Genomic DNA, 25,187 nt, shown 5'->3' on the forward strand with positions numbered 1-25,187 from the left:
GGGTCGGCCCGAACTCACGACGGGTCGGCCCGAACTCACGACGGGTCGAGAAAACCGCTTGTGAGTGAGTGCTCACTCATTTACTGTTGCGGACGTGACTCCTCGCGCCGCACCCATGTCTCCCGACGACCGCCGTCGTGCGATCCTCGACGCCGTCATCCCGCTGATCGTCGAGACCGGTGAGGCCCCCAGCACCAAGCAGATCGCCGTCGCCGCCGGCATCGCCGAGGGCACGATCTTCCGGGTCTACCCCGACAAGGCCTCGCTGATGATGGCGGTCGCGGCCGAGGCGATCAGTCCGCGTGAGGGTGAAGCGGCGTTCGACGCGATGCTGGCCGAGGTGCCCGACCTGCGTGGCCGCGTCGAGCGCGCAGCGGTGTCGCTGACCGACCAGATGCATCGAGCGATGAAGGTGATGTTCGCCGTTCGGCGCCAACTCGTGCCCGAGTCGGGCGAGACGAGGAACCCGAAGGGCCCACCGCAGTTCATCCTTCGCGCGAACCGAGAGCTGCTGACCATGCTCACCCGCTTGTTCGAGCCCTACCGCGACCAGCTCACGATGCCGCCCGAGACCGCGGCCGTGGTGCTGCGCAGCCTCGTCTTCGGCTCCCGGCACCCCGGCATGCAGATCGCCGCCGACCTCACCCCCGAACAGATTGCCGACGTCATCATCGACGGCGTCGTGAAGAAGGAGACCCCCTGATGCTCGTGCGACTCCTCCGCACCTACCTCGCGCCCTACAAGACCTGGATCGCGATCGTGGTCGCCCTGCAGTTCGTCTCGACCGTGGCGATGCTGTTCCTGCCCAGCCTCAACGCCGACATCATCGACCAGGGCGTTGCCGTCGGAGACACGGGCTACATCATGCGCACCGGCGGGCTGATGCTCGCCGTCTCGCTCGTGCAGATCCTCTGTTCCGTGGTGGCGGTCTGGTTCTCCGCGCGGACGGCGATGGCGTTCGGTCGCGACCTGCGGGCGGCGGTCTTCCATCGGGTCGGCACCTACTCCGGGCGCGAGGTGGGCCAGTTCGGCGCGCCGTCACTGATCACCCGCAACACCAACGACGTGCAGCAGGTGCAGATGCTGGCGCTGATGACCTGCACGATGGCCGTTGCCGTGCCGATCATGATGGTCGGTGGCGTGTTGATGGCGATGCGTGAGGACCTCGGACTCTCCTGGTTGCTCGCGGTCGTCGTACCAGCACTGTTCCTGGCGGTGGGCGTCGTGGTCTCCCGCATGGTGCCCAGCTTCCGCCTCGTGCAGGAGCGCATCGACGGGGTCAACCGGGTGCTGCGCGAGCAGATCACCGGCATCCGCGTGGTGCGGGCGTTCGTGCGCGAGCCGCACGAGACCCGCCGCTTCCAGAAGGCCAACGACGACCTCACCGACGTCTCGATCAGGGCCGGCCGCTGGATGGCCACGATGTTCCCGCTGGTGATGCTGATCGTGAACGTCTCGAGCGTGGCCGTGCTCTGGTTCGGCGGCCACCGGGTCGACAGCGGCCAGATGGAGATCGGCTCGCTGACCGCGTTCCTCTCCTATCTGATGCAGATCCTGATGTCGGTGATGATGGGCACCTTCATGCTGATGATGGTGCCTCGCGCGTCGGTCTGCGCCGACAGGATCACCGAGGTGCTCGACACGCAGAGCAGCGTGCTGCCGCCGGCGAACGGGGTCACCAGCCTCGACCACGCGGGTCGCCTGGTGCTCGAGGACGTCGGCTTCACCTACCCGGGCGCCGAGCAGCCCGTCCTCCAGGACCTCAGCTTCGAGGCCGCCCCCGGCCAGACGGTCGCCATCATCGGATCGACCGGATCCGGCAAGTCGACGCTGGTCAACCTGGTGCCCCGCCTCTTCGACGCCACCTCCGGGAGTGTGCGGATCGACGGGGTCGACGTCCGTGACCTCGACCCCGAGACCCTGTGGCACCGCATCGGGCTGGTGCCGCAGCAGGCGTTCCTGTTCTCGGGCACCGTGGCCAGCAACCTGCGCCACGGCAAGCCCGACGCGACGGACGCCGAGCTGTGGCGGGCGCTCGAGATCGCCCAGGGACGCGACTTCGTCGAGGCGATGCCCGAGGGGCTCGACTCACCGATCACCCAGGGCGGCACCAACGTCTCGGGTGGCCAGCGGCAACGGCTGGCCATTGCTCGAGCCCTGATCAGGGAGCCGGAGATCTATCTGTTCGACGACTCGTTCTCGGCGCTCGACCTGGCCACCGACGCCCGGCTCCGAGCCGCCCTGGTGCCGGTCACCCGGGAGGCGACCGTCGTGCTCGTGGCCCAACGGGTCTCCACCATCCGCGACGCCGACCTGATCCTCGTCCTGGAGGACGGGGTGGTCGTCGGCCGTGGCACCCACGACGAGCTCCTGGCCGGGTGCGAGACCTACCAGGAGATCGTCGAGTCGCAGATGACCGCGGAGGAGGCAGCATGAGTGAGACCGAGAAGACCACCAAGCCCGGCGGCACCCTCAAGGAGACCGAGCGCATCCAGGCCGGCCCCGGTGGACCCGGTCGTGGTCCGATGGGCGGCGGCATGGTCGGCCAGAAGGCGATGACGTTTGGCCCCTCTGCCAAGCGACTGATCCGCCGCATCTCGCCGTACCGCGTCAAGGCGATCGGCCTACTGGTGCTGGCGATCGGCAGCGTCGTGCTCACCGCGCTCGGCCCCCGCATCCTCGGCCACGCCACCGACCTCATCTTCGACGGGCTGTTCGGCAACCGGTTCGACTCCGGCCTCACCCAGGAGCAGGTCGTCCAGGCTGCCCGCGACCGCGGCGACGGCCGCCTCGCCGACATGATGGCGGCGATGGACTTCGTGCCCGGTCAGGGCGTCGACTTCGGTGCCGTCGGCGCCGTGCTGCTGATCGTGCTGGCGTTGTACGCCGGGGCGTCCCTGCTGTCGTTCCTGCAGGGCTTCCTGCTCAACGACGTGGTGCAGGGCACCGTCATGGACATGCGCTCCGACGTCGAGGACAAGGTCAACGCGCTGCCCCTGGAGTACTTCGACCGCCAACCGCGCGGTGAGCTGCTGAGCCGGGTCACCAACGACATCGACAACATCAGCCAGACCCTGCAACAGACGCTGAGCCAGCTGCTGACCTCACTGCTGACCGTGGTCGCGGTGATCTCGATGATGTTCTGGATCTCGCCGCTGCTGGCGTTGATCGCCCTGGTCTCGGTGCCGATCTCGATGTATGCCACCTCGCTGATCATGAAGCGCTCGCAGAGCCAGTTCATCGCCCAGTGGCGCCTGACCGGCAAGCTCAACGCGCACATCGAGGAGACCTACTCCGGTCATGCCCTGGTCAAGGTCTTCGGCCGTCAGCACGAGGTGGAGCAGCGCTTCGCCGAGGAGAACGAGCAGCTCTACGAGGCGTCGTTCAAGGCCCAGTTCGTGAGTGGGCTGATCATGCCGCTGATGATGTTCATCGGAAACCTCAACTACGTCGTGATCGCCGTGGTCGGCGGACTGCGGGTGGCGAGTGGATCGTTGAGCCTGGGCGAGGTGCAGGCGTTCATCCAGTACACCCGCCAGTTCACCCAGCCGTTGACCGCTGTGGCCTCGATGATGAACCTGCTCCAGTCGGGCGTCGCGAGCGCCGAGCGGGTCTTCGAGCTGCTCGACGCCGACGAGCAACGCCCGGACGGCGACGCCGCCCCGGCCGCCCTCGCGGACCGTCACGGCGAGGTCGTCTTCGAGCGGGTCTCGTTCCGCTACGACCCCGACAAGCCACTCATCGAGGACCTCTCGCTGGTGGCGCAGCCCGGCCAGACCGTCGCGATCGTCGGCCCCACCGGTGCCGGCAAGACCACCTTGGTCAACCTGGTGATGCGCTTCTACGAGGTCACCGGTGGGCGGATCACGCTCGACGGGGTCGACGTCTCGGCGATGCCGCGCGAGCGGTTGCGCGAACAGATCGGCATGGTGCTGCAGGACGCGTGGCTCTTCGAGGGCACGATCCGCGACAACATCGCCTACGGTCGACCGGACGCCACCGAGGAAGAGATCCTCGAGGCCGCGCGGGCCACGTTCGTGGACCGTTTCGTGCACTCGCTGCCCGACGGCTACGACACCGTGATCGACGAGGACGGCGGCAACATCAGCGCCGGCGAGCGTCAGCTGATCACCATCGCCCGTGCCTTCGTCTCCGACCCGGCGCTGCTGATCCTCGACGAGGCCACCAGCTCGGTCGACACCCGCACCGAGCTGCTGCTGCAGCAGGCGATGGCGGCACTGCGCAGTGACCGTACGTCGTTCGTGATCGCCCACCGGCTCTCCACGATCCGGGACGCGGACCTGATCCTGGTGATGGAGGACGGCGCGATCGTCGAGCAGGGCACGCACGACGAGCTGCTCGCAGCAGACGGCGCGTACGCCGCGCTCTACCAGTCCCAGTTCGCAGCGGCGGTGGTCTGAGCCGGGTGACCAGAGATCAGCCCGGAAATGGGAACGACCCGCAGGCGTTGGGATGCGGTTTCCCCGAGGGGACCTGCACCACCGTCTTCCGGCGGACCAAATTGTCCGGAAGCGCCTGCGGGTCGGGTGACTGCCTGGAATTCGCTGGCCGCTTGCAACGCTGCGCAGTGAATTCTGTCGGCAGTGGAGCTGCTAGCGGGCAGCCACCTCACGAGTCCGACAAGAATGCATCTTCTGGACCACCTCCTCTCACGTGTCCTGCCAAGGTACGTCTCCGGGAAGGCGCCCACAAGGGGTTATCTCCCCGCGAAACCCCTCATCGCAGCCAGACGGCGGTGTCGGCAGGCAGCCCGCCGTCGACCGGACCGCTGGTCATCAGCACATCGCCCTCGGGCAAGGGGACGGTCGCGGGGCCGCAGTTGAGCACGACCGTCACCGGACCTCGGCGAAACGCGAGCACGTCGTCCCCGAGGTCGAGCAGCTCGACGTCGTCACCGGCCGTGGTGGCGAACGTGCGGCGTACCCGCAGGGCGGCGCGGTAGAAGGCCAGCGTCGAGTCGGGATCGGCGTCCTGAGCGGCAGCGGTCAGCGAGGACCAGTCGGCCGGTTGCGGGATCCACGGCTGCCCCTCGCCGGGCCCGAACCCGAACGGCGGAGCGTCCCCGGACCACGGCAACGGCACCCGGCACCCGTCGCGGGTCAGCTTGCCCGGCGTTCCGGCCTGCGGGTCCTGCCAGAACTCGGGCGCCACATCGACCTCCTCGAGGCCCAGTTCCTCACCTCCATAGAGGTAGGACGACCCGGGCAGCGCGAGCATGGTCAGGGTGGCGGCACGCGCGCGGGCCAGACCCACGGCGCCGCCGCCGTAGCGGGTCACGTGGCGCACCACGTCGTGGTTGCTCAGCACCCACGTGGGTGAGGCGGCCACGGGTCGTACGGCGGCCAGGGTGTCGGCGATGACCTTCGCGAACGCATCGGCCGACCAGGGGGCGCTGAGCCAGTGGAAGTTGAAGGACTGGTGGAGCTCGTCCGGACGGATGTAGCGGGCCATCGACTCGGCGTCCTTCGTCCAGGCCTCACCGACCGCCATCCGATCGCCGTCGTAGGAGTCGAGGATCGTGCGCCATCGGCGGTAGACCTCGTGCACCTCGGGCTGGTCCCACATCGGCGTGTGCTCCGTGTGCTCGTGCACCATGATCTGGGCGGATTCCCGGGCGGCCCGCTCGGCGGGTGTGAGCCGCTGGTCGGGGAGCGTGGCCTCCTTGAACAGGCCGTGCGTCACATCGACGCGGAAGCCGTCCACGCCGCGATCGAGCCAGAACCTGAGCACCTCGTCGAACATCTCGGCGACCTCGGGATTGCGCCAGTCGAGGTCAGGCTGGGTGGTGTCGAAGAGGTGGAGGTACCACTGGCCGTCGGGCACCCGGGTCCAGGCCGGGCCACCGAAGACCGACTGCCAGTTGTTGGGCGGGGCGTCCCCGCTGCCGTCGCGGAAGAGGTAGCGCGCACGTTCGGGACTGTCCGGCGGCGCGGCCAGCGCCGCCCGGAACCACTCGTGCTGGTCGGAGGTGTGGTTGGGCACCAGGTCGACGATCACGCGGATGTCGAGGTCGTGCGCCTTCTCGAGCAGTTCGTCGACGTCGGCCAGCTTGCCGAACAGAGGGTCGACGTCGCGGTAGTCGGCCACGTCGTAGCCGTGGTCGTGCTGAGGCGACCTGTAGAACGGCGTGATCCACAGGGCATCGACGCCGAGGTCGGACAGATAGGGCAGCCGGGAGGAGATGCCGGGCAGGTCGCCGACCCCGTCACCGTCGCTGTCGGCGAAGCTCCGCACGTAGACCTGGTAGCAGGCGGCGTGACGCCACCACGGCGGTGCGCTCACGTGAAGCTGGCCGGATCGATGGCGATCCAGGTGTGCTCGGCCCGCGCGACCACGCGCCCGTCCGCGTCGTAGAGAGTGCTGGCGGTGAACGTCTTGCGGCCCTGGTGCCCACGGCCCTGCCCCACCACGACGTGCTCCTCGCCGATCGCCGGCAGCGCGTCGACGGCGGCGGTCATCCGGCCGAGCACCATCAACCGCTCCTCGAGGTCGCCGGCCCAACCGCCGACACAGTCCAGGGCCGCCCAGGTGGCGGCGAGCGAGGCACGACCGTGCTCGTCGACGTACTCGTGGAAGTCCTCCTGGACGCTCGGGTGCGGCGTCCAGGTCGCGGCCACCCGGGCCAGGCCTTCGACCTGGTCGACGACCCCCGGGAAGATGCGCAGCCCGTCGCCCTGCTCGCGGTCGACGCCACAGGCGAAGCACCCGGGGAACGGGTGGGAGCGGTGACCGGCGTACGTCGGCTCGGCGGCTCGGGCCTGCTCGGGGGAGACCTCGTCGACCGGGGACAGGGTGTCGTCGGCGAGCACGCGCGCCGAGAGCACCGGGGCCCCACCGAACGCGGCCACGATGCTGCCGTCGTCCGCGCCGGTCACCGACATCGGAGCATCGAGCGGGGGCGGCTGGCGCAGGGTCACCTCGATCACCGGCCACCGCTCGGCCCGGTTGTCGGGGCAGTCGTGCTGGATGAGGGCGGCCAGTGCGCCGGCGCTCCACCCACCGTTTCCGGACGACGGCGGGCCGCAGTAGCGAGCGGGAATGCTCAACTCGGTGGCCGGGAAGTGCTGCATCGGTGGATCTCCAGACTGGTCGTACGACGATCGGCGGTGCGTGGCAACGAACGTAGCCTGAAGTCAGGACGGGCCGAAAGGCGAGGCCGCGAGAGCCGGACACCCGTCGTGCCGACCAGTAGGCCACAATGGGTCGTGTGAGCGACCTGATCGACACCACCGAGATGTACCTCCGCACGATCTACGAGCTCGTGGAGGAGGGAATCGTGCCGTTGCGCGCCCGCATCGCCGAGCGCCTGCACCAGAGCGGCCCGACGGTCAGCCAGACCGTTGCGCGCATGGAACGCGACGGACTGCTCACCGTCGAGGGTGACCGCCACCTCGAGCTGACCGACGAGGGCCTGCGCCTGGCCACCCGCGTGATGCGCAAGCACCGGCTGGCCGAGCGGTTGCTGACCGACGTGATCGGCCTCGACTGGGAGCTCGTGCACGCCGAGGCCTGTCGGTGGGAGCACGTGATGTCCGAGACCGTCGAGCGTCGGCTGGTCGAGCTTCTCGATCACCCCACTGAGTCGCCGTACGGCAACCCGATCCCGGGTCTCCACGAGCTCGGCGAGTCGGACCTGGGCGAGAACTTCATGCAAGGCGTCGAGTCCCTCTCGACCGTCGCCGGCCCCGAGGAGTCGCGGGTCCACATCCGTCGCATCTCCGAGGAGATGCAGAAGGACGAGGACCTCATGGGCGCCCTGCGCCGGGTCGGTGCCGTGCCGGACAAGACCGTCGTGGTGGTCGCCACTGCCGAGGGCGTCCTGATCGGCTCGGGTGGCGAGAGCGCCGAGATCATCCCCGAGGCCGCCGACCACATCTTCGTCAAGCGCCTCTGAGCTCGCTGCCGGCCAGCTCACCCAGGAACTCGCTGCACCCGGCGTCGAGCTTGTACGTCGCCAGGTCGTCGCCGCGGGTCGCTCCACGGTTGACGATCACCACGGGCACGCCGAGCTTCGCGGCTCGTTTGACGAACCTCAGGCCCGACATCACCGTCAGGGACGACCCGGCGACCAGCAGGGCACCGTGCCGGTCGACCAGGGCCTCGACCGCGTCGTAACACCGTTGCACCCGCGGTGTCGGGACGTTCTCGCCGAAGAACACCACGTGCGGCTTGAGCACGCCACCGCACGCGTCACAGTCGGGTACGACGAACGCGGACGTGTCGTCGAGATCGACGTCGCCGTCGGGCCGTGAGGCGACGTCGACGTGCTGTTCGGCGTACCGGGGATTGAGCCGCTGCAGGCGTTCGTGGAGGGACGAGCGACTCGAGATCGTGCGACAGGCGAGGCAGACCACCTCGGCGATGCGACCGTGCAGGGCCAAGGCGTTGCTGCCGGCGGCCTCGTGCAGGCCGTCGACGTTCTGGGTGATCAGCAGGTCGATCCGGCCGCGCGCCTCCAGCGCGGCGAGTGCCCGGTGCCCGGGGTTGGGCACGGCCCCGGTCATCCGGCTCCAGCCGATGTGGCTGCGAGCCCAGTAGCGCTGCCGGGCCGTGGGGCCGGAGACGAACTCGCCGTAGGTCATCGGCAGGCGTGCGGGGGCGTTCGGTCCGCGGTAGTCGGGCACGCCGGAGTCGGTGGAGAGCCCGGCCCCGGTGAGCGTCACGAGAGGTCGGGCGCTGAGGAACTCGAGGACGTGCGCCCCACCTGTCGCACGACCTCGGGTCGCACCCGTCGAGACCACGCTCAACGGGCGTACCGCAGCTCCGCACGCGCCTTGCGCTTGGCCGCCTCCACGTCACGGTCCTTGGGCGGCGCGGTGGTGACCAGGTTGTCGAGGAGGTGTGCGGTGATGTGGGCGATCTCGTGCACGGCCTCGTCGAAGGCAGCCTGGTTGGCCTGCGAGGGCTTGACCGTGCCACTGACCTTGCGGACGTACTGCAGGGCGGCGGCGGTCACCTCGTCGGGGGTGGCAGGGGGCTCGAAGTTGTTGAGCGGTCGGATGTTGCGGCACATGCCTCCCACGGTACGCCGCGCGCGGGGGGCCGGGTGGCACAGTTGCGCCATGGCAGATCGCGACTTCGACATCGTCCTCTTCGGTGCGACCGGCTTCACCGGTGGCCTGACCGCGGACTACCTCGCCCGGCATGCACCGGCCCGCCTCCGCTGGGCACTGGCCGGTCGCAGCCTGGCCAAGCTCGAGGCGGTGCGTGACCGACTGACCGCCGTCGACCCGCGCCTGGAGGTCATGGAGCTCCTGGTCGTCGACGCCGCCGATGCGTCCGCACTGGCCGAGGTGGCCGCCCGCACCCGGGTCGCGATCAGCACGGTCGGTCCCTACGTGGCCCATGGCGAGCCGCTGGTCGCGGCGTGTGCCGGAGCCGGCACCGACTACGTCGACCTGACCGGGGAGCCGGAGTTCGTCGACCGGATGTGGTTGGCCCACCACCAGACCGCAGTCGCCTCCGGAGCCCGGCTGGTGCATTCGTGCGGCTTCGACTCGATCCCGCACGACCTGGGCGTCTTCTACACGATGAAGCACCTGCCCAGCGAGGGGCCGGTGACGGTGCGGGGCGTCGTGCGAAGCAATGCCACGTTCTCCGGCGGCACCTTCCACTCCGCCCTCGGGGCGATGGAGCGAGCCCGTCAGATGAAGGCGGCCTTCGCTGAGCGCCGCCGCAAGGAGGGCCGTCCCGAAGGGCGCTCGAGCCGTGCCGCCGCGGGCAAGCCGCACCGCGACAAGGTGCTGGGCTACTGGCTGCTGCCACTCCCGACGATCGACCCGCAGGTGGTGCAGCGCAGCGGGGCGGCCCTGCCGTCGTACGGCCCGAAGTTCACCTACTCCCACTACGCAGGCACCAAGACCCTCCGCTACGCGGCTGCGGGTGCCGTGGGGGTCACCGCCGTCGCGGCTGCCGCGCAGCTGGGCCCGGTGCGCAACTTCCTCAAGGGCAAGGTCAAGCAGGGCGAGGGCCCGTCGGAGTCGCGGCGTCGGTCGTCATGGTTCACCGTCGACTTCGTCGGGGAGGCCGACGGCGAGCTCGTGCACACGCGGGTCTCCGGTGGCGATCCCGGCTACACCGAGACCTCCAAGATGCTCGCCGAGTCCGCGCTGTGCCTCGCCTTCGACGAGACCCCGAAGACCTCCGGTCAGGTGACCACGGCGGTCGCGATGGGCGACCTGCTGCTCGAGCGGTTGCGCAACGCCGGAATGAGGTTCGAGGTCATCGACCAGGTGTGACGCAGCCGGGGTGGTCCGGCGGTTTCGGCGCGCGAGCAGCGGGGGACAATCTCCCGTGATCGCAGCCCCCTCCATCGAAGGACATCCCATGCGCCATCGCCGCATCCGTTTCGGAACCACAGTCGTCGCCGCCGTCCTGGCCCCGCTCCTGGTGCTCAGCGCCTGCGGCTCGGACGACAAGGACGACGACAAGAGTGACAAGGACGACTCGAGCTCGTCCAGCACCGAAGGCGCGGCGAGCGACGACGCCAGCGCGGACACCACGTCGGAGGACCCGAGCGACGTGGTGGCCGAGTCCCCGTCGGAGTCCCCGGCAGAGACGGGCGACCCCGCCGCCAGTGGGACGCAGCCGACGTGGGCGCTGCCGGTCACCAAGCCCGGTGAGCTGCTGACCACCGGAGAGGTCGGCGACGTCACGGTCGCGATCTACCAGGTCGGCCACGCCAAGGCGACCGACGACGGCATGTTCGTCGACCCCGACACCAACAAGCCGATCCTGAAGAAGGGCGACGACCTGATCGTCGTCAACTACGTCGTCACCAACAACGGCGCCCCCATCGATCTCGGCTCCAGCCGGGTCTCGATCAGCGCGCGGTACGACGACTGGAAGTGGATGCAGGGCATGGACGGCGACACCGACGACTCGATCTACGAGTCGCTGGGCGTCAACGAGGACAAGCTGGCCGACGGCGGCTACAACGAGGCCGGCATCTACCCGTTCGGGCCCGGCCAGACCTACTCCTTCGGCGAGAACTTCAAGTACCAGAAGAAGTCCCCGATCACCTTCGACGTCACCATCACCCCGGTCGACGCCAGGGGCGAGCTGATGCACGACAAGAAGTCCGAGGGCGAGATCAAGACCACCATCAAGTGACCCGATGAGAAGGGGCCCCGCACGTCGAACGTGCGGGGCCCCTTCTCGTCCCCAGGCATGGATCGCGGACCAGGACTCAGACCTGGGCGATTGAGACCTACGGACACCGAAAGGCGCCCGTGGTCAAGGCTAGGCATTGCCCCGGTGTGACGCGCGCCACTGGCTGTCAGGGTGACGGGAATGTCCGAAAAGACCTGAACCGGAGACTCTCATGACCAGCACTTCAGCCACTGCGGAAGTCCGCCGCAGCCGCACCCTCGGATGGGTGGTCGGGCTCTCCTTCGCGGCCCTCCTCTTCGACGGCTACGACCTCGTCGTCTACGGCACCGTGGTGCCCACCCTCCTCGCCGACGACTCCCAGATCGGTCGCCTCACGCCCGAGCAGGCAGGCACGCTCGGCAGCTGGGCGCTGATCGGCGTGCTCGTGGGCGCCCTCACCGCCGGCGCGATCGGCGACCTGGTCGGGAGGCGCCGGATCATGCTGGTCAACATCGCGTGGTTCTCGGTGGGGATGGCCCTGACGGCGACGACCTCGAGCGTCGTCACCTTCGGCGCCGGTCGCTTCCTGACCGGAATCGGGGTGGGGGCGCTCGTGGCCACCGTGGGGGCCCTGGTGGCGGAGTTCGCGCCCGAAGGCCGCCGCAACCGCTACAACGCGATCGTCTACAGCGGCATCCCCGCGGGCGGTGTCGTGGCCGCGCTGGCCGCCATCGCGCTCGATGACGTGGCCGGCTGGCGTGGGCTGTTCTGGCTCGGCGCTCTCCCGATCGTGCTCCTGCTGCCGCTGGCGTGGTTGAAGCTCCCCGAGTCGCCGCTGTGGCTGCTCTCCTGTGGGAAGAATGCGCGTGCCGTCGAGGCCTCGCGCCGAACCGGCGTCGCGCTGCCCGACTCAAGCGCCCTGGCCGCCGCACGTGCGGCCCGTTCCGAGAAGGTCGGGTACGCCGCCCTCGCCTCACGGCCGCTGCTCGTGCCCACCGTCCTGCTCGGCCTGATGAGCTTCTCCGGGTTGCTCCTGACCTACGGCCTGAACACCTGGCTGCCCCAGATCATGGAGGGCAAGGGCTACGGCAAGGACTACGCGCTCGCCTTCCTGCTGCTCCTCAACCTCGGTGCCATCGTCGGCGGGCTGATCGCGTCCTGGGTCGCCGACCGTCGGGGCGCGCGCAGCGTGGTCGCGACGACGTTCCTGCTTGCTGCGGTGGCGCTGGTGTTGATGCCGTTCGACCTGCCGTTCACCGCGGTGCTGGCCGCCGTGGCCGTAGCCGGTGTCGGCTCCATCGGCACCCAGGTGCTGATCTACGGACTTGTCTCGAACTACTACCCGACCTCGGCTCGAGCAGCCGGCGTCGCCTGGTGCGCCGGGTTCGGTCGACTCGGCGGCATCGTCGGCCCGGTCCTCGGCGGCGTCCTCGTCGGCGCCGGAGTCGGGGGCTCGACCGCCTTCCAACTGTTCGCCGCGGTCAGTCTCGTCGGCGCGTTGGTCACCCTGTGCGTGCGCGGCGTGGCCGGCGGGCGTACGACGACCGTCGTCGGCCCGGACGAGTCCGTGGCCGAGCCGAAGGTGAGCGTGGCCGTCTGAGGTGACCATGCACGAAGGCCCGGCACCAGCGAGATCGCGGTGCCGGACCTTCGTCGTCCGTGCCCCAGGCAAGAGTCGAACTTGCGACCTTTCGCTTAGGAGGCGGCTGCTCTATCCACTGAGCTACTGGGGCGGGTGCCGCACATCTTGCCATGCCCGGTCCGAAGCTGTTTTGGCGGATTCCGGGTTGAACCGCACAATTTGGTGGGCTGCATTACCGTTCATCGGGCGCAGCCCGCCCCGAAGACCCCCAGCATTCAGTGAGAAGTCCAGTTGAGCGACGCAGAATCGAACGGCCGCCATCGTGGCGAGACCGAGCACAAGCATCGCCTCTTGAGCCTGCTCGGCTACGGGATCCTCGTCCTCACGCTCGGCATGGGTCTCTTCGCCGTCTACACCTACCGCCACCTCACCGAGAACCTCAACGTGCTCAACGTCGAGAAGCAGCTCGGAGACGATCGGCCCGACGAGGCCGATCTCACCAAGCCCGGCAAGCCCCTCAACGTGATGATCATGGGCTCGGACTCGCGTGAGGGCGCCGGCAACAACATCGACGGGCTGACCGGCGGCGGCCAGCGCTCGGACACCACGATCGTGATGCACCTCTCGGGCGACCGGAAGTTCGCCTACGGCGTGAGCCTGCCGCGCGACGCGATGGTGGAGCGGCCCACCTGCTACAACGACGACATGGAGGAGATCCCCGGGGGCTTCGACATGTGGAACGCGGCCTTCGCCTACGGCGGGCCCGCCTGCGCGATCCGCCAGTTCGAACAGCTCAGTGGCGTGCGCATCAACCACTTCGTGGTCGTCGACTTCAACGGGTTCAAGGACATGGTCGACGCCATCGACGGTGTCGAGGTCTGCATCCCCGAAGACGTCGACGACCCGGTCGGCAACATCCACCTCAAGGCCGGCACTCGCGAGCTCGAGGGACAGGAGGCGCTCGACTACGTGCGCGTCCGTCACAACATCTCCAACAACGGCGACATCGGCCGGATGAAGCGTCAGCAGGCCTTCTTGGCAGCATTGGCGAACAAGGTGATGAGCAAGGGTGTGCTCGCCCGACCCGACCGCCTCTACGACTTCCTCGACGCGACCACCAAGTCACTCACCGTCGACCAGCGTCTGGGCTCGCCGAAGAAGATCGCGGACCTGGCCGGCAAGTTCCAGGACCTCGGCACCCAGAACATCAAGTTCATCACCGTGCCGTGGGACTTCTACGAACCCGACCCCAACCGGCTGGTCTGGGCCGAGGACGCCAACCTGCTGTGGAAGAAGATGAGGTTCGACGAGCCGCTGAGCAAGCGACTGAGCTCGGACGTGATCACCGCGGCCCGACGGCCGGGCTCCACGGCGACGCCCGACCCCGACTCCACCGAGTCCCCGTCGGCCGATCCCTCCGACGACGCCAGTGAGTCCGAGGCGGAGACCGAGGCGGCCGAGTCGGCCGAGGCCAACGGACTGTGCGGCTGACTCGTGCCTGAGCAGGAGGAGCGGGAGCCGGGCAAGAGCGATCGGCCCGAGCAGGAGCCCGAGCCCGAGACCGAGCAGGAGCCGGCCAAGGAGACCGCGTGGCAGCGGCGCAAGCGGCTGGCTGCGATCTTCGGCGACGTGCTGCCCGAGACCACCGGCGACGAGCGTGGGCCCGAGTCCTCGGGCAAGGGCGACGAGTGGTACCGCGGCCAGGTGCCGCCTCATCACGGCTGACCATCGGCCCACCACGACGAACGAGGCCCGCCCCCGAAGGGACGGACCTCGTCAGTGGTGCGCGTGGGTCTGAATCAGGGACGCGCGGCGAGCTGGTCGCGGATCTGCGCAAGCAGGTCGACCTCGGTCGGGCCGGCGGCCTCGCCCGGGAAGAAGCGCTCCTTGGCCTTGGTGTAGGGCACCACGACGAAGAAGTAGACGACGGCACCCATGATGATGAACGCGACGATGGCGTTGAGGAACGCACCGAACGAGTTGATCTCGTTGCTGAAGAAGTCGTCGGCGCTGTCCGGCAGCAGGCTGGTGAGCCAGTTGGTGAACGTGGTGACGACGTCGGCGAAAGCCAGCGCCATGATCAGACCGGTGGCGATCTCCACCAAGTTTCCGCGGAGCAGGAAGTTCTTGAATCCGTCCATTTGTGTTTCTCCTTCTTGATCCGGGCTCCCGAGGGGCGCCGGAATCCCAATGTGGGGACTAGACAGCGCAACACGCTAGCGCGAAATCGTCGCCGTGAGATAGCGCGTCGCCGCAGACGCAGCGACAATTTCGGCGGTCTCAGGTGTGCTTCCCACCACGATGAGGCGTCCGGATGCACCGGTTGCCTGCGAATCCGGACCTTCGCGGGGCAGGGCGATCACGGGCACGTCGTCCCCGACCCGGTCGGTCTGGCCGGTGCGTTGGTCGGTGGCCAGCAGGTCGATTCGATCACCCACGCGCAACAGCGCGGCCGCTCCGTCGTCGGGGACCCGCACCGGGACCGCCACCAGCCCGGGGTAGCCGTCGAGGAGCCCGGCGCCGACCAGGCGGACGTCGGTCATCGGCTCACCGCGTCGCACCGGACCCGTCGTCGTGCGGCCCACGGCGTAGGACGTACTCGTCACCTTGTCGGGCGCGGCGGCCGCGGGCAGCTCGACCGTGGTCAGGTCACCGGCGGTGAGGACGGCGCCGGCGGGTAGGTCGTGCGCGGCGACCGTGACCGGCACGGTGGGTGGCGGGGTCGGGGCCAGCGCCCGGACGGTCGCGAAGACGGCCCCGGCCACGCACAGGGCGCAGAGCAGGCGTCGTCGAGCCAGGATCGCCCGGGCGACGGTGCGTCGGGCATCGGTCAGTCGTTGGCGCAGATCGCTCGGTGAGCTGGCGGGTGAGCTGGCGGGGGAGGAAGAACCGGTGCGGGCCATGACAGCGAGGCTAGGTCTGCCCGGAGGAGCGTGAATCAGTTCTCCACAGGTGCCGTATCATTGGCAGTCGGCCCGCTCGAGTGCCAGCCCGAGCCCCCCGTCGACCCGACCGCTGTCTCCCGGAGGATTTCCAGCCCGTGCCCACCTACCAGTACGCCTGCACCGAGTGCGGCCACGCCTTCGAGCAGGTCCAGAAGTTCACCGACGACGCGCTCACCGTGTGCCCCGAGTGCCAGGGTCGCCTGCGCAAGGTCTTCAACGCGGTGGGCGTGGTCTTCAAGGGCTCCGGCTTCTACCGCACTGACTCGCGCAGCGGCTCCAGCTCGTCGCTCGCGTCCTCCGGCGGCAGCGACTCCGGCAGCAGCGACTCGGGCAGCAAGGACTCCGGCAGCACGGGCTCTGGCAGCACGGGCTCTGGCAGCACGGGCTCGAGCAGCACGGGCTCTGGCAGCACGGGCTCGAGCAGCACAGGCTCGAGCAGCACGGGCTCCGGCTCCACGAGCTCCAGCACCTCGAGCAGCGCGTCCTCCGCCTCCTGACCGCGCGCCACGGGACAATGCCGGGGTGAATCTCAAGCAGGGCTGGAGCACCTTCCGAGGCTGGCCGTGGGCCGCGCGCGCGGCGTCGTACGTCGCTCTGGGCCTGGTGCTCGTGCTCATCGGCGGCCTCGTCACCGGTGTGGTCCTGGTCCGCCGTTCGTTCCCGCAGATGGACGGCGAGATCGCCGTCCCGGGCCTCGAGGGCAAGGTCACCGTCGTGCGTGACGGGCACGGCATCCCGCAGATCTACGCCGACACCACCGGCGACCTGATGCGCGCCCAGGGCTATGTGCACGCCCAGGACCGCTTCTACGAGATGGACGTACGTCGCCACATCACGGCCGGTCGGCTCTCGGAGATGTTCGGCAAGACCACCCTCGACACCGACAAGACGATCCGCACCATGGGGTGGCGCCGGGTGGCCGAGCGTGAGCTGGCCATGCTCAAGCCCGAGACGCGGTCGGCGCTCGAGGCCTACGCCGACGGGGTCAACGCCTATCTCGAGGACCACTCGCTCTCCGAGATCTCGCTGGAATACACGATCCTGCGCGCCGGCGGGCTCGACTACCACCTCGAGGAGTGGACCCCGGTCGACTCCCTGGCGTGGCTCAAGGCGATGGCGTGGGACCTGCGCGGCAACATGGAGGACGAGATCGCCCGGGTGCTGCTCTCGGTCGACCACACCCCCGAGCACGTCGCCGAGCTCTACCCGCCCTACGACTTCACCAAGCACGCCCCGATCGTGGGCCAGGGTGCCCTCGTCGACGGACGCTACGAGCCCGAGGCCACGCGTCCCGGCAGCCGCAACCCGGCGCGGCCGCCGTACACCGCCGGCCAGGTGCGGGCGGTCGCGGCGGCACAACGCGGCATGGACGCGGTGCCGGCACTGCTGGGCAAGGGCGACGGCATCGGCAGCAACAGCTGGGTCGTCGACGGCGACCACTCCACGACCGGTGAGCCGATCCTGGCCAACGACCCGCACCTCGGCACCAGCCTGCCCGGCATCTGGTACCAGGTCGGACTGCACTGCCGCACCGTCTCCGACGCGTGTCCCTTCGAGGTCTCCGGGTTCAGCTTCGCCGGCGTCCCCGGCGTGGTGATCGGCCACAACGCCGACATCGCGTGGGGCTTCACCAACCTCGGCCCCGATGTCAGCGACCTCTTCCTGGAGAGGCTCGACGGCAACAGGTGGCTGTACGACGGCCGCTACCGGCCGCTGAAGACGCGCACCGAGACGATCAAGGTCCACGACGGCGACGACTTCGAGCTGACGGTAAGGGAGACCGACCACGGGCCTCTGCTCTCCGACGTGTCCTCGCAGCTGAGCTCGGTGGGCGCCAACGCGGAGGCGCCGAAGGGCCCCGAGCGCGGCAACGGCTATGCGGTGGCCCTGCGCTGGACGGCACTCGACCCGGCGCCGACGGCCGACGCGATCCTCGAGCTCAACCAGGCCTCCGACTGGAACGAGTTCCGAAGTGCCGCCGCTGACTTCGCGGTGCCGGCCCAGAACCTCGTCTACGCCGACCGCGAGGGTCACATCGGCTACCAGGCACCGGGGCGCATCCCGATCCGCAAGTCCGGCAACGACGGCTCCGTGCCGGTGGCGGGATGGCTCCCGGAGAACGACTGGAGCAGCCTGACCGTCCCGTTCGAGGCGCTGCCCAAGCTCTACGACCCCGACGAGGGGTTCGTGGTCACCGCGAACCAGGCCGTGGTCGACGGCTCCTACCCGAACTACCTGACCGACGACTGGGACCGGGGCTACCGCTCCCAGCGCATTCGCGACCTGATCGAGGCGCGCGACGAACTCTCGGTCGACGACATGACCGACCTGCAACTCGACGACCGCAGTGCGCTGGCCGATGCGCTCGTGCCGCACCTGCTCGACATCCGCCTGCCGGCCGGCTACCAACACGACGGCCAGAGGGTGCTCCGCGACTGGGACCGCACGCAGGGCGCGTCGTCCGCGGGGGCGGCGTACTTCAACGTCGTGTGGCGCAACCTGCTGGAGCTGACCTTCCACGACGAGGTCCGCGAGTCGCTGCGACCCGACGGTGGCGACCGCTGGTGGGCCGTGGTCTCCGGCCTGCTCGAGGATCCGAGCAACGAGTGGTGGGACGACCGGCGAACCGACGAGGTCGAGGACCGCGACGACATCCTGCGGCAGGCGATGCTGGCGGCCAGTGACGAGATCATCCGGCTGATGGCACGCGACCCCGACGACTGGGAGTGGGGGCGCCTGCACCAGCTTGACCTGCGCAACCAGACCCTGGGCACCTCCGGCATCGGCGCCGTCGAGGCGCTGTTCAACCGCGAGTTCCGCGTCGGCGGTGGCAGCTCGCTGGTCAACGCCACGTCGTGGGACGCCGCCGAGGGCTACGAGGTGACCTCCGCGCCGTCGATGCGGATGGTGGTCTCGCTGGCCGACTTCGACGACTCACGCTGGATCAACCTGACCGGCAACTCCGGCCACGCCTACCACTCGAACTACACCGACCAGACCGAGCTGTTCGTCGAGGGGCGCACCCTGCCGTGGGTGTTCAGTGAGGACGCCGTCGACGATGCCGAGGAGCACACCCTGACCCTCACCCCGTGAAGCGGTGGAGGCCGGAGGGGGTGACGGCGGCGGTGACGCGACGGTCGTGCGGTTCGGCAGGCACACCGACGACCCGCTCGTCGTCGTACAGCAGCACACAGGTGAAGGTGCCGACCGGCACTCGGGACAGCGCGCGGTCATAGGAGCCGCCGCCGCGTCCCATCCGCATTCCGTCGGCGCCCACGGCCAGGCCGGGCACGAGGACGACGTCCGGCGTGGCGACGGCGTCAGGGCCGAGACGGGGTCCGGTCGGCTCGAGCAGTCCCCGCCGGGCCGGCGTCAGCGAGCCGTCGTACGCCGCCCAGTCGAGGTCGTCGTCGGCCTGCAGCACCGGCAGGATCACCCGCTTGCCGGCCGCCATCAGCCCGTCGATGAGCAGCCCGGTGCCGGGCTCGTTGCCGATCGAGACGTACGCCGCCACGCTGGCCGCTCGCCGCACCTCGGGGGTGGCCAGCAGGTGCTCGGCGATGGCGACGCCGGCTGCGGACACCTCGGCCAGTGACAACCGGTTGCGCGCGGTGAGCAACTGGTCGCGCAACGCCGTCTTCGGGACGTTCTGGGCTGCTGACATGTCCCACACATTAGGCGGTGGTTGTTGCTCCGGGCGCGGCTCGGCCTACGATCGAAGGTATGGGCAGTTCCGCACTCAACCGTGCTCTCGACAAGATGGCCGCCGCCGAGATCGAACCCGGCGCGCGTGAGGTCTTCGCGCACTACTTCCGGCTCCTCGAGGCGGGTGAGACCGGTATGATCCCGGAGGAGGCGATCGACCCGCTGGAGATGGAGTCGCTGGCCGACGTCAGCGTCGACGACGAGACCGCCGCCGCGGCCATCGCGAAGACCGCGGTGATCAAGCTCAACGGCGGCCTCGGCACGTCGATGGGCATGGACCGCGCCAAGTCGCTGCTCTGCGTGCGTCGCGGGCTGTCGTTCCTCGACATCATCAGCCGGCAGGTGCTCGCCCTCCGCAAGGAGTACGGCGCCCCGCTGCCGCTGATCTTCATGAACAGCTTCCGCACCTCCGAGGACACGATGGCGGCGCTGAGCCGCTACGAGGACCTGCCGGTGGCCGGCCTGCCCCTGGAGTTCCTCCAGAACAAGGAGCCCAAGCTCCTGGTCGACGACCTCTCCCCGGTGGTCTGGCCGAAGAGCCCCGACCTCGAGTGGTGTCCGCCCGGCCACGGTGACATCTACACCGCCCTGGTCGGCAGTGGCCTGCTCGACCAGTTGATCGAGGCCGGCTACCAGCGCGTGTTCGTGTCCAACTCCGACAACCTCGGTGCCGTCCCCGATGCCCGGGTCGCGGGTTGGTTCGCCCAGTCCGGTGCGCCGTTCGCGATCGAGGCCGTCCGACGTACCGCCGCCGACCGCAAGGGCGGGCACTTCGCCCGACGCAAGAGCGACGGCCGCATCATCCTGCGCGAGTCGGCGCAGACCCTCGACGCCGACCGGACGGCGCTGGCCGACCTCGACCGGCATCGGTTCACCAGCACCAACAACCTGTGGTTCGACCTGACCGCGATGAAGCAGACACTGACCGAGCGCCACGGCGTGCTCGGCCTCCCGCTGATCCGCAACCTCAAGCACGTCGACCCCGGCGACAAGACGTCGCCCGAGGTGATCCAGATCGAGACCGCGATGGGTGCCGCGATCGAGGTGTTCGAGGATGCTCGCACCATCGAGGTCGGGCGCGAGCGGTTCGTCCCGGTCAAGACCACCGAGGATCTGCTGGTGCTGCGCTCCGACGTCTACGACATCAGCTCCGACTTCGTGCTCGAGCAGGCGGGGGAGCGGATCCCGCTGATCACCCTCGACCCGGCGTTCTACCGGCTGGTCGGCGAGTTCGACAAGCGCTTCCCGCAGGGCGCGCCGTCCCTGCGTGGTGCCGACTCGTTCAGCATCGACGGTGACTTCACCTTCGAGGCCAACGTGAAGGTGACCGGCGAGGTTGCCCTCGACTCCGCCAAGGGCGCCCAGCGGGTGGCCTCGGGGACGGTGCTCGATGGCTGAGCCGGGGCCGATCTCTGTCGCTGACCACCTCGCCCGCATCCTCGACTCGATCGAGCCCCTGGGCGTCTACGACCAGTCACTGCTCGACGCGGTCGGCCTGCCGATCGCGGAAGACGTGACCGCGCCGATGCCGCTGCCACCCTTCGACAACTCCGCGATGGACGGCTATGCGGTGGCCTTCCACGACGTGGCCGACGCCGCCGAGGACCACCACATCCACCTGCCGGTCGTCGGTGAGATCGGCGCCGGCCAGTCCCGTCTGGTCGCCCTGTCGCCGGGAACCGCGGTCAAGATCATGACCGGCGCCCCGGTGCCGCACGGCGCCGATGCGGTCGTGCCCTACGAGTGGACCGATCGGGGCGTGGCTCACGTCGAGATCAGTCGCGCGCCCCAGCTGGGCCAGCACGTCCGCCGTGCGGGTGAGGACGTCGAGAAGGGCGAGGTGCTGGTCTCCGAGGGCACCGTGCTGGGCCCGCGTCACGTCGGGTTGTTGGCCGCGGTCGGTCGTTCCTCGGTGAAGGCGCGCCCGCGACCCCGGGTCGTGGTGCTCTCCACCGGCTCCGAGCTGCGCGAGCCCGGTGACGCGCTGGCGCCGGACTCGATCTACGACTCCAACTCCTACATGCTGGCCGCCGCCGTCCGCGCGGCGGGCGGCATCCCCTACCGGGTCGGTTCGGTGCCCGACGACGCGGCGGGGTTCACCGAGGCCCTGCACGACCAGTTGGTGCGGGCCGACCTGGTGGTCACCAGTGGCGGTGTCAGTGAGGGCGACTACGACGTGGTCAAGGAGGCACTGCGCGACACCGGCACCATGTGGTTCGGCAAGGTCGCCATGCAACCAGGCAAGCCTCAGGGCTTCGGCTTCATCGGCGACGACGAGGTGCCGATTCTCACGCTGCCGGGCAACCCGGTGTCGTCGTACATCTCCTTCCAGGTCTTCGTGCTGCCCGCGCTGCGCCGGCTCCAAGGTCGTACGCCGTACGAACGGCCCACCCGCACCGCACGGCTCACCCACGGGTTCTCCTCGCCGGAGGGTCGTGAGCAGTTCGTGCGCGCCGACTATGACGCCTCGGTCGTCACGCCGGTCGGTGGTCACGGGTCCCACCTGCTCGGCGACCTGGCGACCGCGAACGCGCTGATCAACGTGCCCGCCGACGTCACCAGCCTCACGCCGGGTGACTCGGTGCAGGTGCTGTTGCTCGACGAGGACTTCTGATGAGGAGCAGCTGATGGGCGACCGGCTGACCCACGTCGACGAGGCCGGGGCGGCCCGCATGGTCGACGTGTCCGACAAGGCGGTCACCGCGCGTGAGGCCACTGCCTCCGGCCGGGTGCTCGTCTCCGCGGCCGTCGTGTCGTTGCTGCGCGGCGAGGGCGTGCCGAAGGGCGACGCACTGGGCGTGGCCCGGCTGGCCGGCATCATGGGCGCCAAGCAGACTCCGTCGCTGATCCCGCTGTGCCACCCGCTGGCGATCTCGGGCGTCACGGTCGACCTGGTCGTGGGCGACGAGTCGGTCGACATCACCGCCACCGTGCGCACCACCGACCGCACCGGCGTCGAGATGGAGGCCCTCACCGCGGTCTCGGTCGCGGCGTTGACCGTGATCGACATGGTCAAGGCGGTCGACAAGGGCGCGGTGATCACCGACGTGCGCATCGAGGCGAAGTCCGGCGGAAAGTCGGGGGAGTGGACCCGGTGAAGGGTGGGCCCGACCGCCTGCCTGCCGCCGTGGTCGTCGCGTCCAACCGTGCCGCTGCCGGCGTGTACGCCGACGAGACCGGCCCGTTGATCGTCTCTGCCTTGCAGGGTTGGGGATTCTCGGCCTCCGAGCCGGCCGTCGTGCCCGACGGTGATCCCGTCGGCGCCGCCATCGCGGCCGCCGTCGAGGCCGGAGCCCGGGTCGTCCTGACCACCGGCGGCACCGGCCTGACACCGACCGACCGCACTCCCGAGGCCACCCGACCGCTCCTCGACCGAGAGGTGCCCGGGTTGGCCGAGTCGATCCGCGCGTACGGCGTGGGCAAGGGCATCCCGACCGCGGCTCTGTCACGCGGCCTGGCCGGGGTCTCGGGAGACTGTCTCGTCGTGAACCTTCCCGGATCGCGCGGTGGCGTGAAAGATGGTCTGGCCGTGCTCGAACCCGTGCTGCGGCACGCCGTCGAGCAGATCACCGGAAGCGATCACACATGAGCCACTGGCCCGTCACCCTCGAGCACGGCGAGGTGACGTTGCGGCCGATCGAGCAGTCCGATGCTCGTGCCTGGCGTGAGGCGCGCACCCGCAATGCGGCATGGCTCAAACCGTGGGACGCGACCGTCCCGCCCGGCGCCAGGGGCCGGCCGGCCACATTCCGGGGCATGGTCAAGCGCCTGACCAAGCTGGCGCGTGAGGACCAGGCGATGCCGTTCGTCGTCGAGGTCGACGGCGTGCTGGTCGGGCAGGTGACGGTCAACAACATCGTGCGCGGATCCGGGCAGTTCGCCTCGGTCGGCTACTGGGTAGACCAGCGCGTGGCCGGGCGCGGTGTGATCCCGCTGGCGGTGGCGATGACGATCGACTACTGCTTCCTGGTCGCCGGACTGCACCGCATCGAGATCTCGATCCGCCCCGAGAACACCAACTCCCTGCGGGTGGTGGAGAAGCTGGGCATCCACGAGGTCGGCTACGCGCCGCGGTTCCTGCACATCGACGGCGCCTGGCGGGACCACCGTCAGTTCGCGATCACGGCCGAGGAGTGTCCCGGCGGGCTGGTGCGACGGCTTGAGTCCGCAGCCGACACCTAAAGCGTGAACAACTTCCTGCAGAGCGCCTGAATCACACAGGTCACACCAGTTGTTTTGCGACACACCTATGGACATCCGCCTCACAGTTCGCTAAGGCTCATAACCTTCGAGGCGTGGAACTGTCCGGAATCATCTTCGTCGCCCTTGCCGTCGCCTGGGCTGCCTACTTGCTGCCCAAGGCTCTCCGTCACCATGACGAGGTCTCGCGAAGTCGCTCGGTCGAACGGTTCTCCAACACCATGCGGGTCCTGGCCCGCCGGGAACCGGTCACCCGTGGCAGCGCGCGTCTGGTCGTTCAGCCCGGTCGCTCCGACAACACCACCGAGGTGAGCGTCAAGGGTGCTGCGGCGTCGTCTCCGGTGGCCACGCCCGAGCATCTGCGTGCCCGGCGCGAGGCGACCCGAGTCGCCACTGCCCGCCGCCGCCGCGTGTTCGGCATCCTGCTCTTCCTCAACGTCGCCGTCGCCGCCGTGGCCACCGCGGGCGCGATCGGCTGGATCTGGCAGAGCGTGCCGGTCGGCCTGATGGTGGTCTGGCTGGTGCTGTGCCGGTTGATGGTCAAGTCCGAGATCGCCGCGGACGCCGTCCTCCTGGGCACCGCGCCGATCGAGAGTGCCGCCGATGACGAGCAGGACGACCTCCCCGACGACATTCCCGAGGACTACGACGTCTCTCGCAACGAGCAGGGCTTCGACGAGGTCGCCCCGTCGGCCGAGACCGCCACGATCGACGCCGTCGATGCCGAACTGTGGGACCCGGTCCCGGTCACCCTCCCGACCTACGTCAGCAAGCCGGCCGCCGTACGCCGCACCGTGCGCACCATCAACCTCGGCGAGCCGGGCGCGTGGACCTCGGGTCGCACCGACGAGGACGCCGCGATCGCCCGTGAGGCCGACGCTGTCGACCAGGCCGCGCGTGACGACCGCGACCAGGGCGACGAGAAGCAGGTCGTCAACTCCTGACGTCCGCCGCCGGTTGAGGAGGTCGCAGGCCGGCACCAATTCGGAACCACCCGGGCGCTGGTGATATCTTTTTGCCTCGCGTGAGTACGTCGACGCGATGGGGCTGTGGCGCAGTTGGTAGCGCGTCTCGTTCGCAATGAGAAGGTCAGGGGTTCGAATCCCCTCAGCTCCACCACATGGTTCTTGATCGAACCCTCGACACGATGAAGACCAAGATCACCGACAGCGGATCCTACGGGTCTGCTGTTTGGCTTCTGGGTTCGTGCACGACGCTCCGCCCTCCTCGTGGAACTGAATGACACTCGATCGGAGCGGCCGGAACCGCATGGCTGCGGCTGAGCTTCGGAGCGGATCTTCCTCGCCCTCCGGCCTACCCGAACGCGTCACCCAGCCTCAAGGCGGGGTGCGACCCGTCGAAGCGTGACCGGGGCCGTCCTATGATGGAACACACCCTCGGGAAGGCGACGGCAATGTCAGAATTCAAGGTCGGCGATCATGTGAGCTGGAACTCCGAGGCCGGAGACGTCTCGGGCACCATCACGAAGGTTCACGTCAAGGAGTTCACCTACAAGGGCCACCCCCGTCAGCATCCGAGGACGACCCGCAGTACGAGATCAAGAGTGACAAGACCGATCACATCGCAGCCCACAAGGGGCAGGCGTTGACCAAGGTATCGCGATGACGCCTGCTCGAACGTGT

24 protein-coding genes, 2 tRNA genes and 2 pseudogenes are annotated in these 25,187 nt (G+C 69.2%); 20 read left to right on the forward strand and 8 right to left on the reverse strand.

Annotation, left to right across the window (positions count from 1 at the left end; translation table 11 throughout):
• Positions 1-94: 94 nt before the first annotated feature.
• Genes NJ4_RS12710 through NJ4_RS12720 form a run of 3 tightly spaced genes read left to right on the forward strand, consistent with a single transcriptional unit; the run spans position 95 to position 4,421 of the window.
• Positions 95-703 carry a TetR/AcrR family transcriptional regulator gene (locus tag NJ4_RS12710; protein WP_157551115.1) on the forward strand — a complete coding sequence of 203 codons (609 nt, stop codon included), beginning with the start codon at positions 95-97 and terminating at the stop codon, positions 701-703.
• Positions 703-2,436, forward strand: a complete 1,734-nt coding sequence (locus tag NJ4_RS12715) for an ABC transporter ATP-binding protein (RefSeq protein ID WP_067435444.1) — start codon at positions 703-705, stop codon at positions 2,434-2,436. The genes NJ4_RS12710 and NJ4_RS12715 overlap by 1 nt, the downstream gene beginning before the upstream one ends.
• Positions 2,433-4,421, forward strand: a complete 1,989-nt coding sequence (locus tag NJ4_RS12720; RefSeq protein WP_067435447.1) for an ABC transporter ATP-binding protein — start codon at positions 2,433-2,435, stop codon at positions 4,419-4,421. The genes NJ4_RS12715 and NJ4_RS12720 overlap by 4 nt, the downstream gene beginning before the upstream one ends.
• A gap of 316 nt (positions 4,422-4,737) precedes the next feature.
• Here NJ4_RS12720 and NJ4_RS12725 read toward each other — a convergent pair whose 3' ends face one another.
• Together NJ4_RS12725 and NJ4_RS12730 are read right to left on the reverse strand one after the other, a co-directional pair.
• Entirely contained in the window at positions 4,738-6,303 is a 1,566-nt protein-coding gene (locus tag NJ4_RS12725; RefSeq protein ID WP_082748514.1) for a glycoside hydrolase family 13 protein, read from the reverse strand.
• Positions 6,300-7,091 (reverse strand): hypothetical protein, encoded by a 792-nt coding sequence (locus tag NJ4_RS12730; protein ID WP_067435450.1) that lies wholly within the window; start codon positions 7,089-7,091, stop codon positions 6,300-6,302. Before NJ4_RS12730 ends, NJ4_RS12725 begins: the two co-directional genes overlap by 4 nt.
• Before the next feature lie 137 nt (positions 7,092-7,228).
• On the opposite strand from NJ4_RS12730, the gene NJ4_RS12735 reads away from it, so the two are divergent.
• Positions 7,229-7,915 carry a metal-dependent transcriptional regulator gene (locus tag NJ4_RS12735; RefSeq protein ID WP_067435537.1) on the forward strand — a complete coding sequence of 229 codons (687 nt, stop codon included), beginning with the start codon at positions 7,229-7,231 and terminating at the stop codon, positions 7,913-7,915.
• Here NJ4_RS12735 and NJ4_RS12740 read toward each other — a convergent pair.
• Together NJ4_RS12740 and NJ4_RS12745 are read right to left on the reverse strand one after the other, a co-directional pair.
• Positions 7,902-8,684, reverse strand: coding sequence for a Sir2 family NAD-dependent protein deacetylase (locus tag NJ4_RS12740; RefSeq protein ID WP_245644552.1), 783 nt, complete (start codon positions 8,682-8,684; stop codon positions 7,902-7,904). The genes NJ4_RS12735 and NJ4_RS12740 overlap by 14 nt on opposite strands.
• An 80-nt stretch (positions 8,685-8,764) precedes the next feature.
• Positions 8,765-9,034, reverse strand: coding sequence for a DUF2277 domain-containing protein (locus NJ4_RS12745; protein WP_067435456.1), 270 nt, complete (start codon positions 9,032-9,034; stop codon positions 8,765-8,767).
• A gap of 49 nt (positions 9,035-9,083) precedes the next feature.
• Here NJ4_RS12745 and NJ4_RS12750 point away from each other — a divergent pair, with 49 nt between their 5' ends.
• The 3 genes from NJ4_RS12750 (at position 9,084) to NJ4_RS12760 (ending at position 12,712) form a co-directional block, all read left to right on the forward strand.
• Complete coding sequence (locus NJ4_RS12750; RefSeq protein WP_067435459.1) at positions 9,084-10,259, forward strand: saccharopine dehydrogenase family protein; 1,176 nt, start codon at positions 9,084-9,086, stop codon at positions 10,257-10,259.
• A gap of 88 nt (positions 10,260-10,347) precedes the next feature.
• A complete protein-coding gene (locus tag NJ4_RS12755) occupies positions 10,348-11,133 on the forward strand; it encodes a hypothetical protein (protein WP_067435463.1) in 786 nt (261 codons plus the stop codon).
• Between the two features lie 211 nt (positions 11,134-11,344).
• Entirely contained in the window at positions 11,345-12,712 is a 1,368-nt protein-coding gene (locus NJ4_RS12760; RefSeq protein ID WP_082748516.1) for an MFS transporter, read from the forward strand.
• A 60-nt stretch (positions 12,713-12,772) separates the two neighbouring features.
• Here the strand turns inward: NJ4_RS12760 and NJ4_RS12765 are convergent.
• Positions 12,773-12,845 (reverse strand) — tRNA-Arg (locus NJ4_RS12765).
• A 140-nt stretch (positions 12,846-12,985) separates the two neighbouring features.
• Here NJ4_RS12765 and NJ4_RS12770 point away from each other — a divergent pair.
• Both NJ4_RS12770 and NJ4_RS12775 read left to right on the forward strand, forming a co-directional pair.
• The gene (locus tag NJ4_RS12770; protein ID WP_067435467.1) at positions 12,986-14,185 is read left to right on the forward strand and encodes an LCP family protein; all 1,200 of its coding nucleotides are present in this window, start codon (positions 12,986-12,988) and stop codon (positions 14,183-14,185) included.
• Between the two features lie 3 nt (positions 14,186-14,188).
• Entirely contained in the window at positions 14,189-14,419 is a 231-nt protein-coding gene (locus NJ4_RS12775) for a hypothetical protein (RefSeq protein ID WP_067435470.1), read from the forward strand.
• Positions 14,420-14,493: 74 nt separating this feature from the next.
• Here NJ4_RS12775 and NJ4_RS12780 read toward each other — a convergent pair whose 3' ends face one another.
• Together NJ4_RS12780 and NJ4_RS12785 are read right to left on the reverse strand one after the other, a co-directional pair.
• Positions 14,494-14,835: an MscL family protein gene (locus tag NJ4_RS12780; protein ID WP_067435472.1), complete on the reverse strand. Its 342-nt coding sequence runs from the start codon at positions 14,833-14,835 to the stop codon at positions 14,494-14,496.
• Between the two features lie 75 nt (positions 14,836-14,910).
• Complete coding sequence (locus tag NJ4_RS12785) at positions 14,911-15,597, reverse strand: SAF domain-containing protein (RefSeq protein WP_067435475.1); 687 nt, start codon at positions 15,595-15,597, stop codon at positions 14,911-14,913.
• 137 nt (positions 15,598-15,734) lie between these two features.
• On the opposite strand from NJ4_RS12785, the gene NJ4_RS27175 reads away from it, so the two are divergent.
• Together NJ4_RS27175 and NJ4_RS12795 are read left to right on the forward strand one after the other, a co-directional pair.
• Positions 15,735-16,136, forward strand: a complete 402-nt coding sequence (locus tag NJ4_RS27175; protein WP_067435478.1) for an FmdB family zinc ribbon protein — start codon at positions 15,735-15,737, stop codon at positions 16,134-16,136.
• Positions 16,137-16,161: 25 nt separating this feature from the next.
• Complete coding sequence (locus NJ4_RS12795; protein WP_245644553.1) at positions 16,162-18,732, forward strand: penicillin acylase family protein; 2,571 nt, start codon at positions 16,162-16,164, stop codon at positions 18,730-18,732.
• Here the strand turns inward: NJ4_RS12795 and NJ4_RS12800 are convergent.
• The gene (locus NJ4_RS12800) at positions 18,722-19,303 is read right to left on the reverse strand and encodes a 5-formyltetrahydrofolate cyclo-ligase (protein WP_067435481.1); all 582 of its coding nucleotides are present in this window, start codon (positions 19,301-19,303) and stop codon (positions 18,722-18,724) included. The genes NJ4_RS12795 and NJ4_RS12800 overlap by 11 nt on opposite strands.
• Before the next feature lie 59 nt (positions 19,304-19,362).
• Between NJ4_RS12800 and NJ4_RS12805 the strand changes: the two genes are divergently transcribed.
• From NJ4_RS12805 to NJ4_RS27185, 9 genes and pseudogenes are all read left to right on the forward strand, one after another.
• Positions 19,363-20,742 (forward strand): UTP--glucose-1-phosphate uridylyltransferase, encoded by a 1,380-nt coding sequence (locus NJ4_RS12805; RefSeq protein WP_067435483.1) that lies wholly within the window; start codon positions 19,363-19,365, stop codon positions 20,740-20,742.
• A complete protein-coding gene (glp, locus tag NJ4_RS12810) occupies positions 20,735-21,958 on the forward strand; it encodes a molybdotransferase-like divisome protein Glp (protein WP_067435487.1) in 1,224 nt (407 codons plus the stop codon). The genes NJ4_RS12805 and glp overlap by 8 nt, the downstream gene beginning before the upstream one ends.
• A 13-nt stretch (positions 21,959-21,971) precedes the next feature.
• Positions 21,972-22,442, forward strand: a complete 471-nt coding sequence (moaC, locus tag NJ4_RS12815) for a cyclic pyranopterin monophosphate synthase MoaC (RefSeq protein WP_067435490.1) — start codon at positions 21,972-21,974, stop codon at positions 22,440-22,442.
• On the forward strand, positions 22,430-22,933 hold the full coding sequence (locus tag NJ4_RS12820; RefSeq protein ID WP_245644554.1) for a MogA/MoaB family molybdenum cofactor biosynthesis protein: 504 nt from the start codon (positions 22,430-22,432) through the stop codon (positions 22,931-22,933). The genes moaC and NJ4_RS12820 overlap by 13 nt, the downstream gene beginning before the upstream one ends.
• Positions 22,930-23,526: a GNAT family N-acetyltransferase gene (locus NJ4_RS12825; RefSeq protein WP_067435493.1), complete on the forward strand. Its 597-nt coding sequence runs from the start codon at positions 22,930-22,932 to the stop codon at positions 23,524-23,526. The genes NJ4_RS12820 and NJ4_RS12825 overlap by 4 nt, the downstream gene beginning before the upstream one ends.
• Positions 23,527-23,639: 113 nt before the next feature.
• Positions 23,640-24,488 (forward strand): divisome protein SepX/GlpR, encoded by an 849-nt coding sequence (sepX, locus tag NJ4_RS12830; protein ID WP_067435496.1) that lies wholly within the window; start codon positions 23,640-23,642, stop codon positions 24,486-24,488.
• Positions 24,489-24,587: 99 nt separating this feature from the next.
• A tRNA-Ala gene (locus tag NJ4_RS12835) sits at positions 24,588-24,663 on the forward strand.
• Between the two features lie 295 nt (positions 24,664-24,958).
• Positions 24,959-25,060: pseudogene (locus NJ4_RS27180) on the forward strand (HVA1 family protein); the annotation flags it as partial.
• Positions 25,061-25,083: 23 nt separating this feature from the next.
• Positions 25,084-25,170: pseudogene (locus NJ4_RS27185) on the forward strand (HVA1 family protein); the annotation flags it as partial.
• Positions 25,171-25,187 lie beyond the last annotated feature (17 nt).

The organism is Nocardioides jensenii JCM 1364 = NBRC 14755 (assembly GCF_001552535.1).
Lineage (GTDB): Bacteria > Actinomycetota > Actinomycetes > Propionibacteriales > Nocardioidaceae > Nocardioides > Nocardioides jensenii.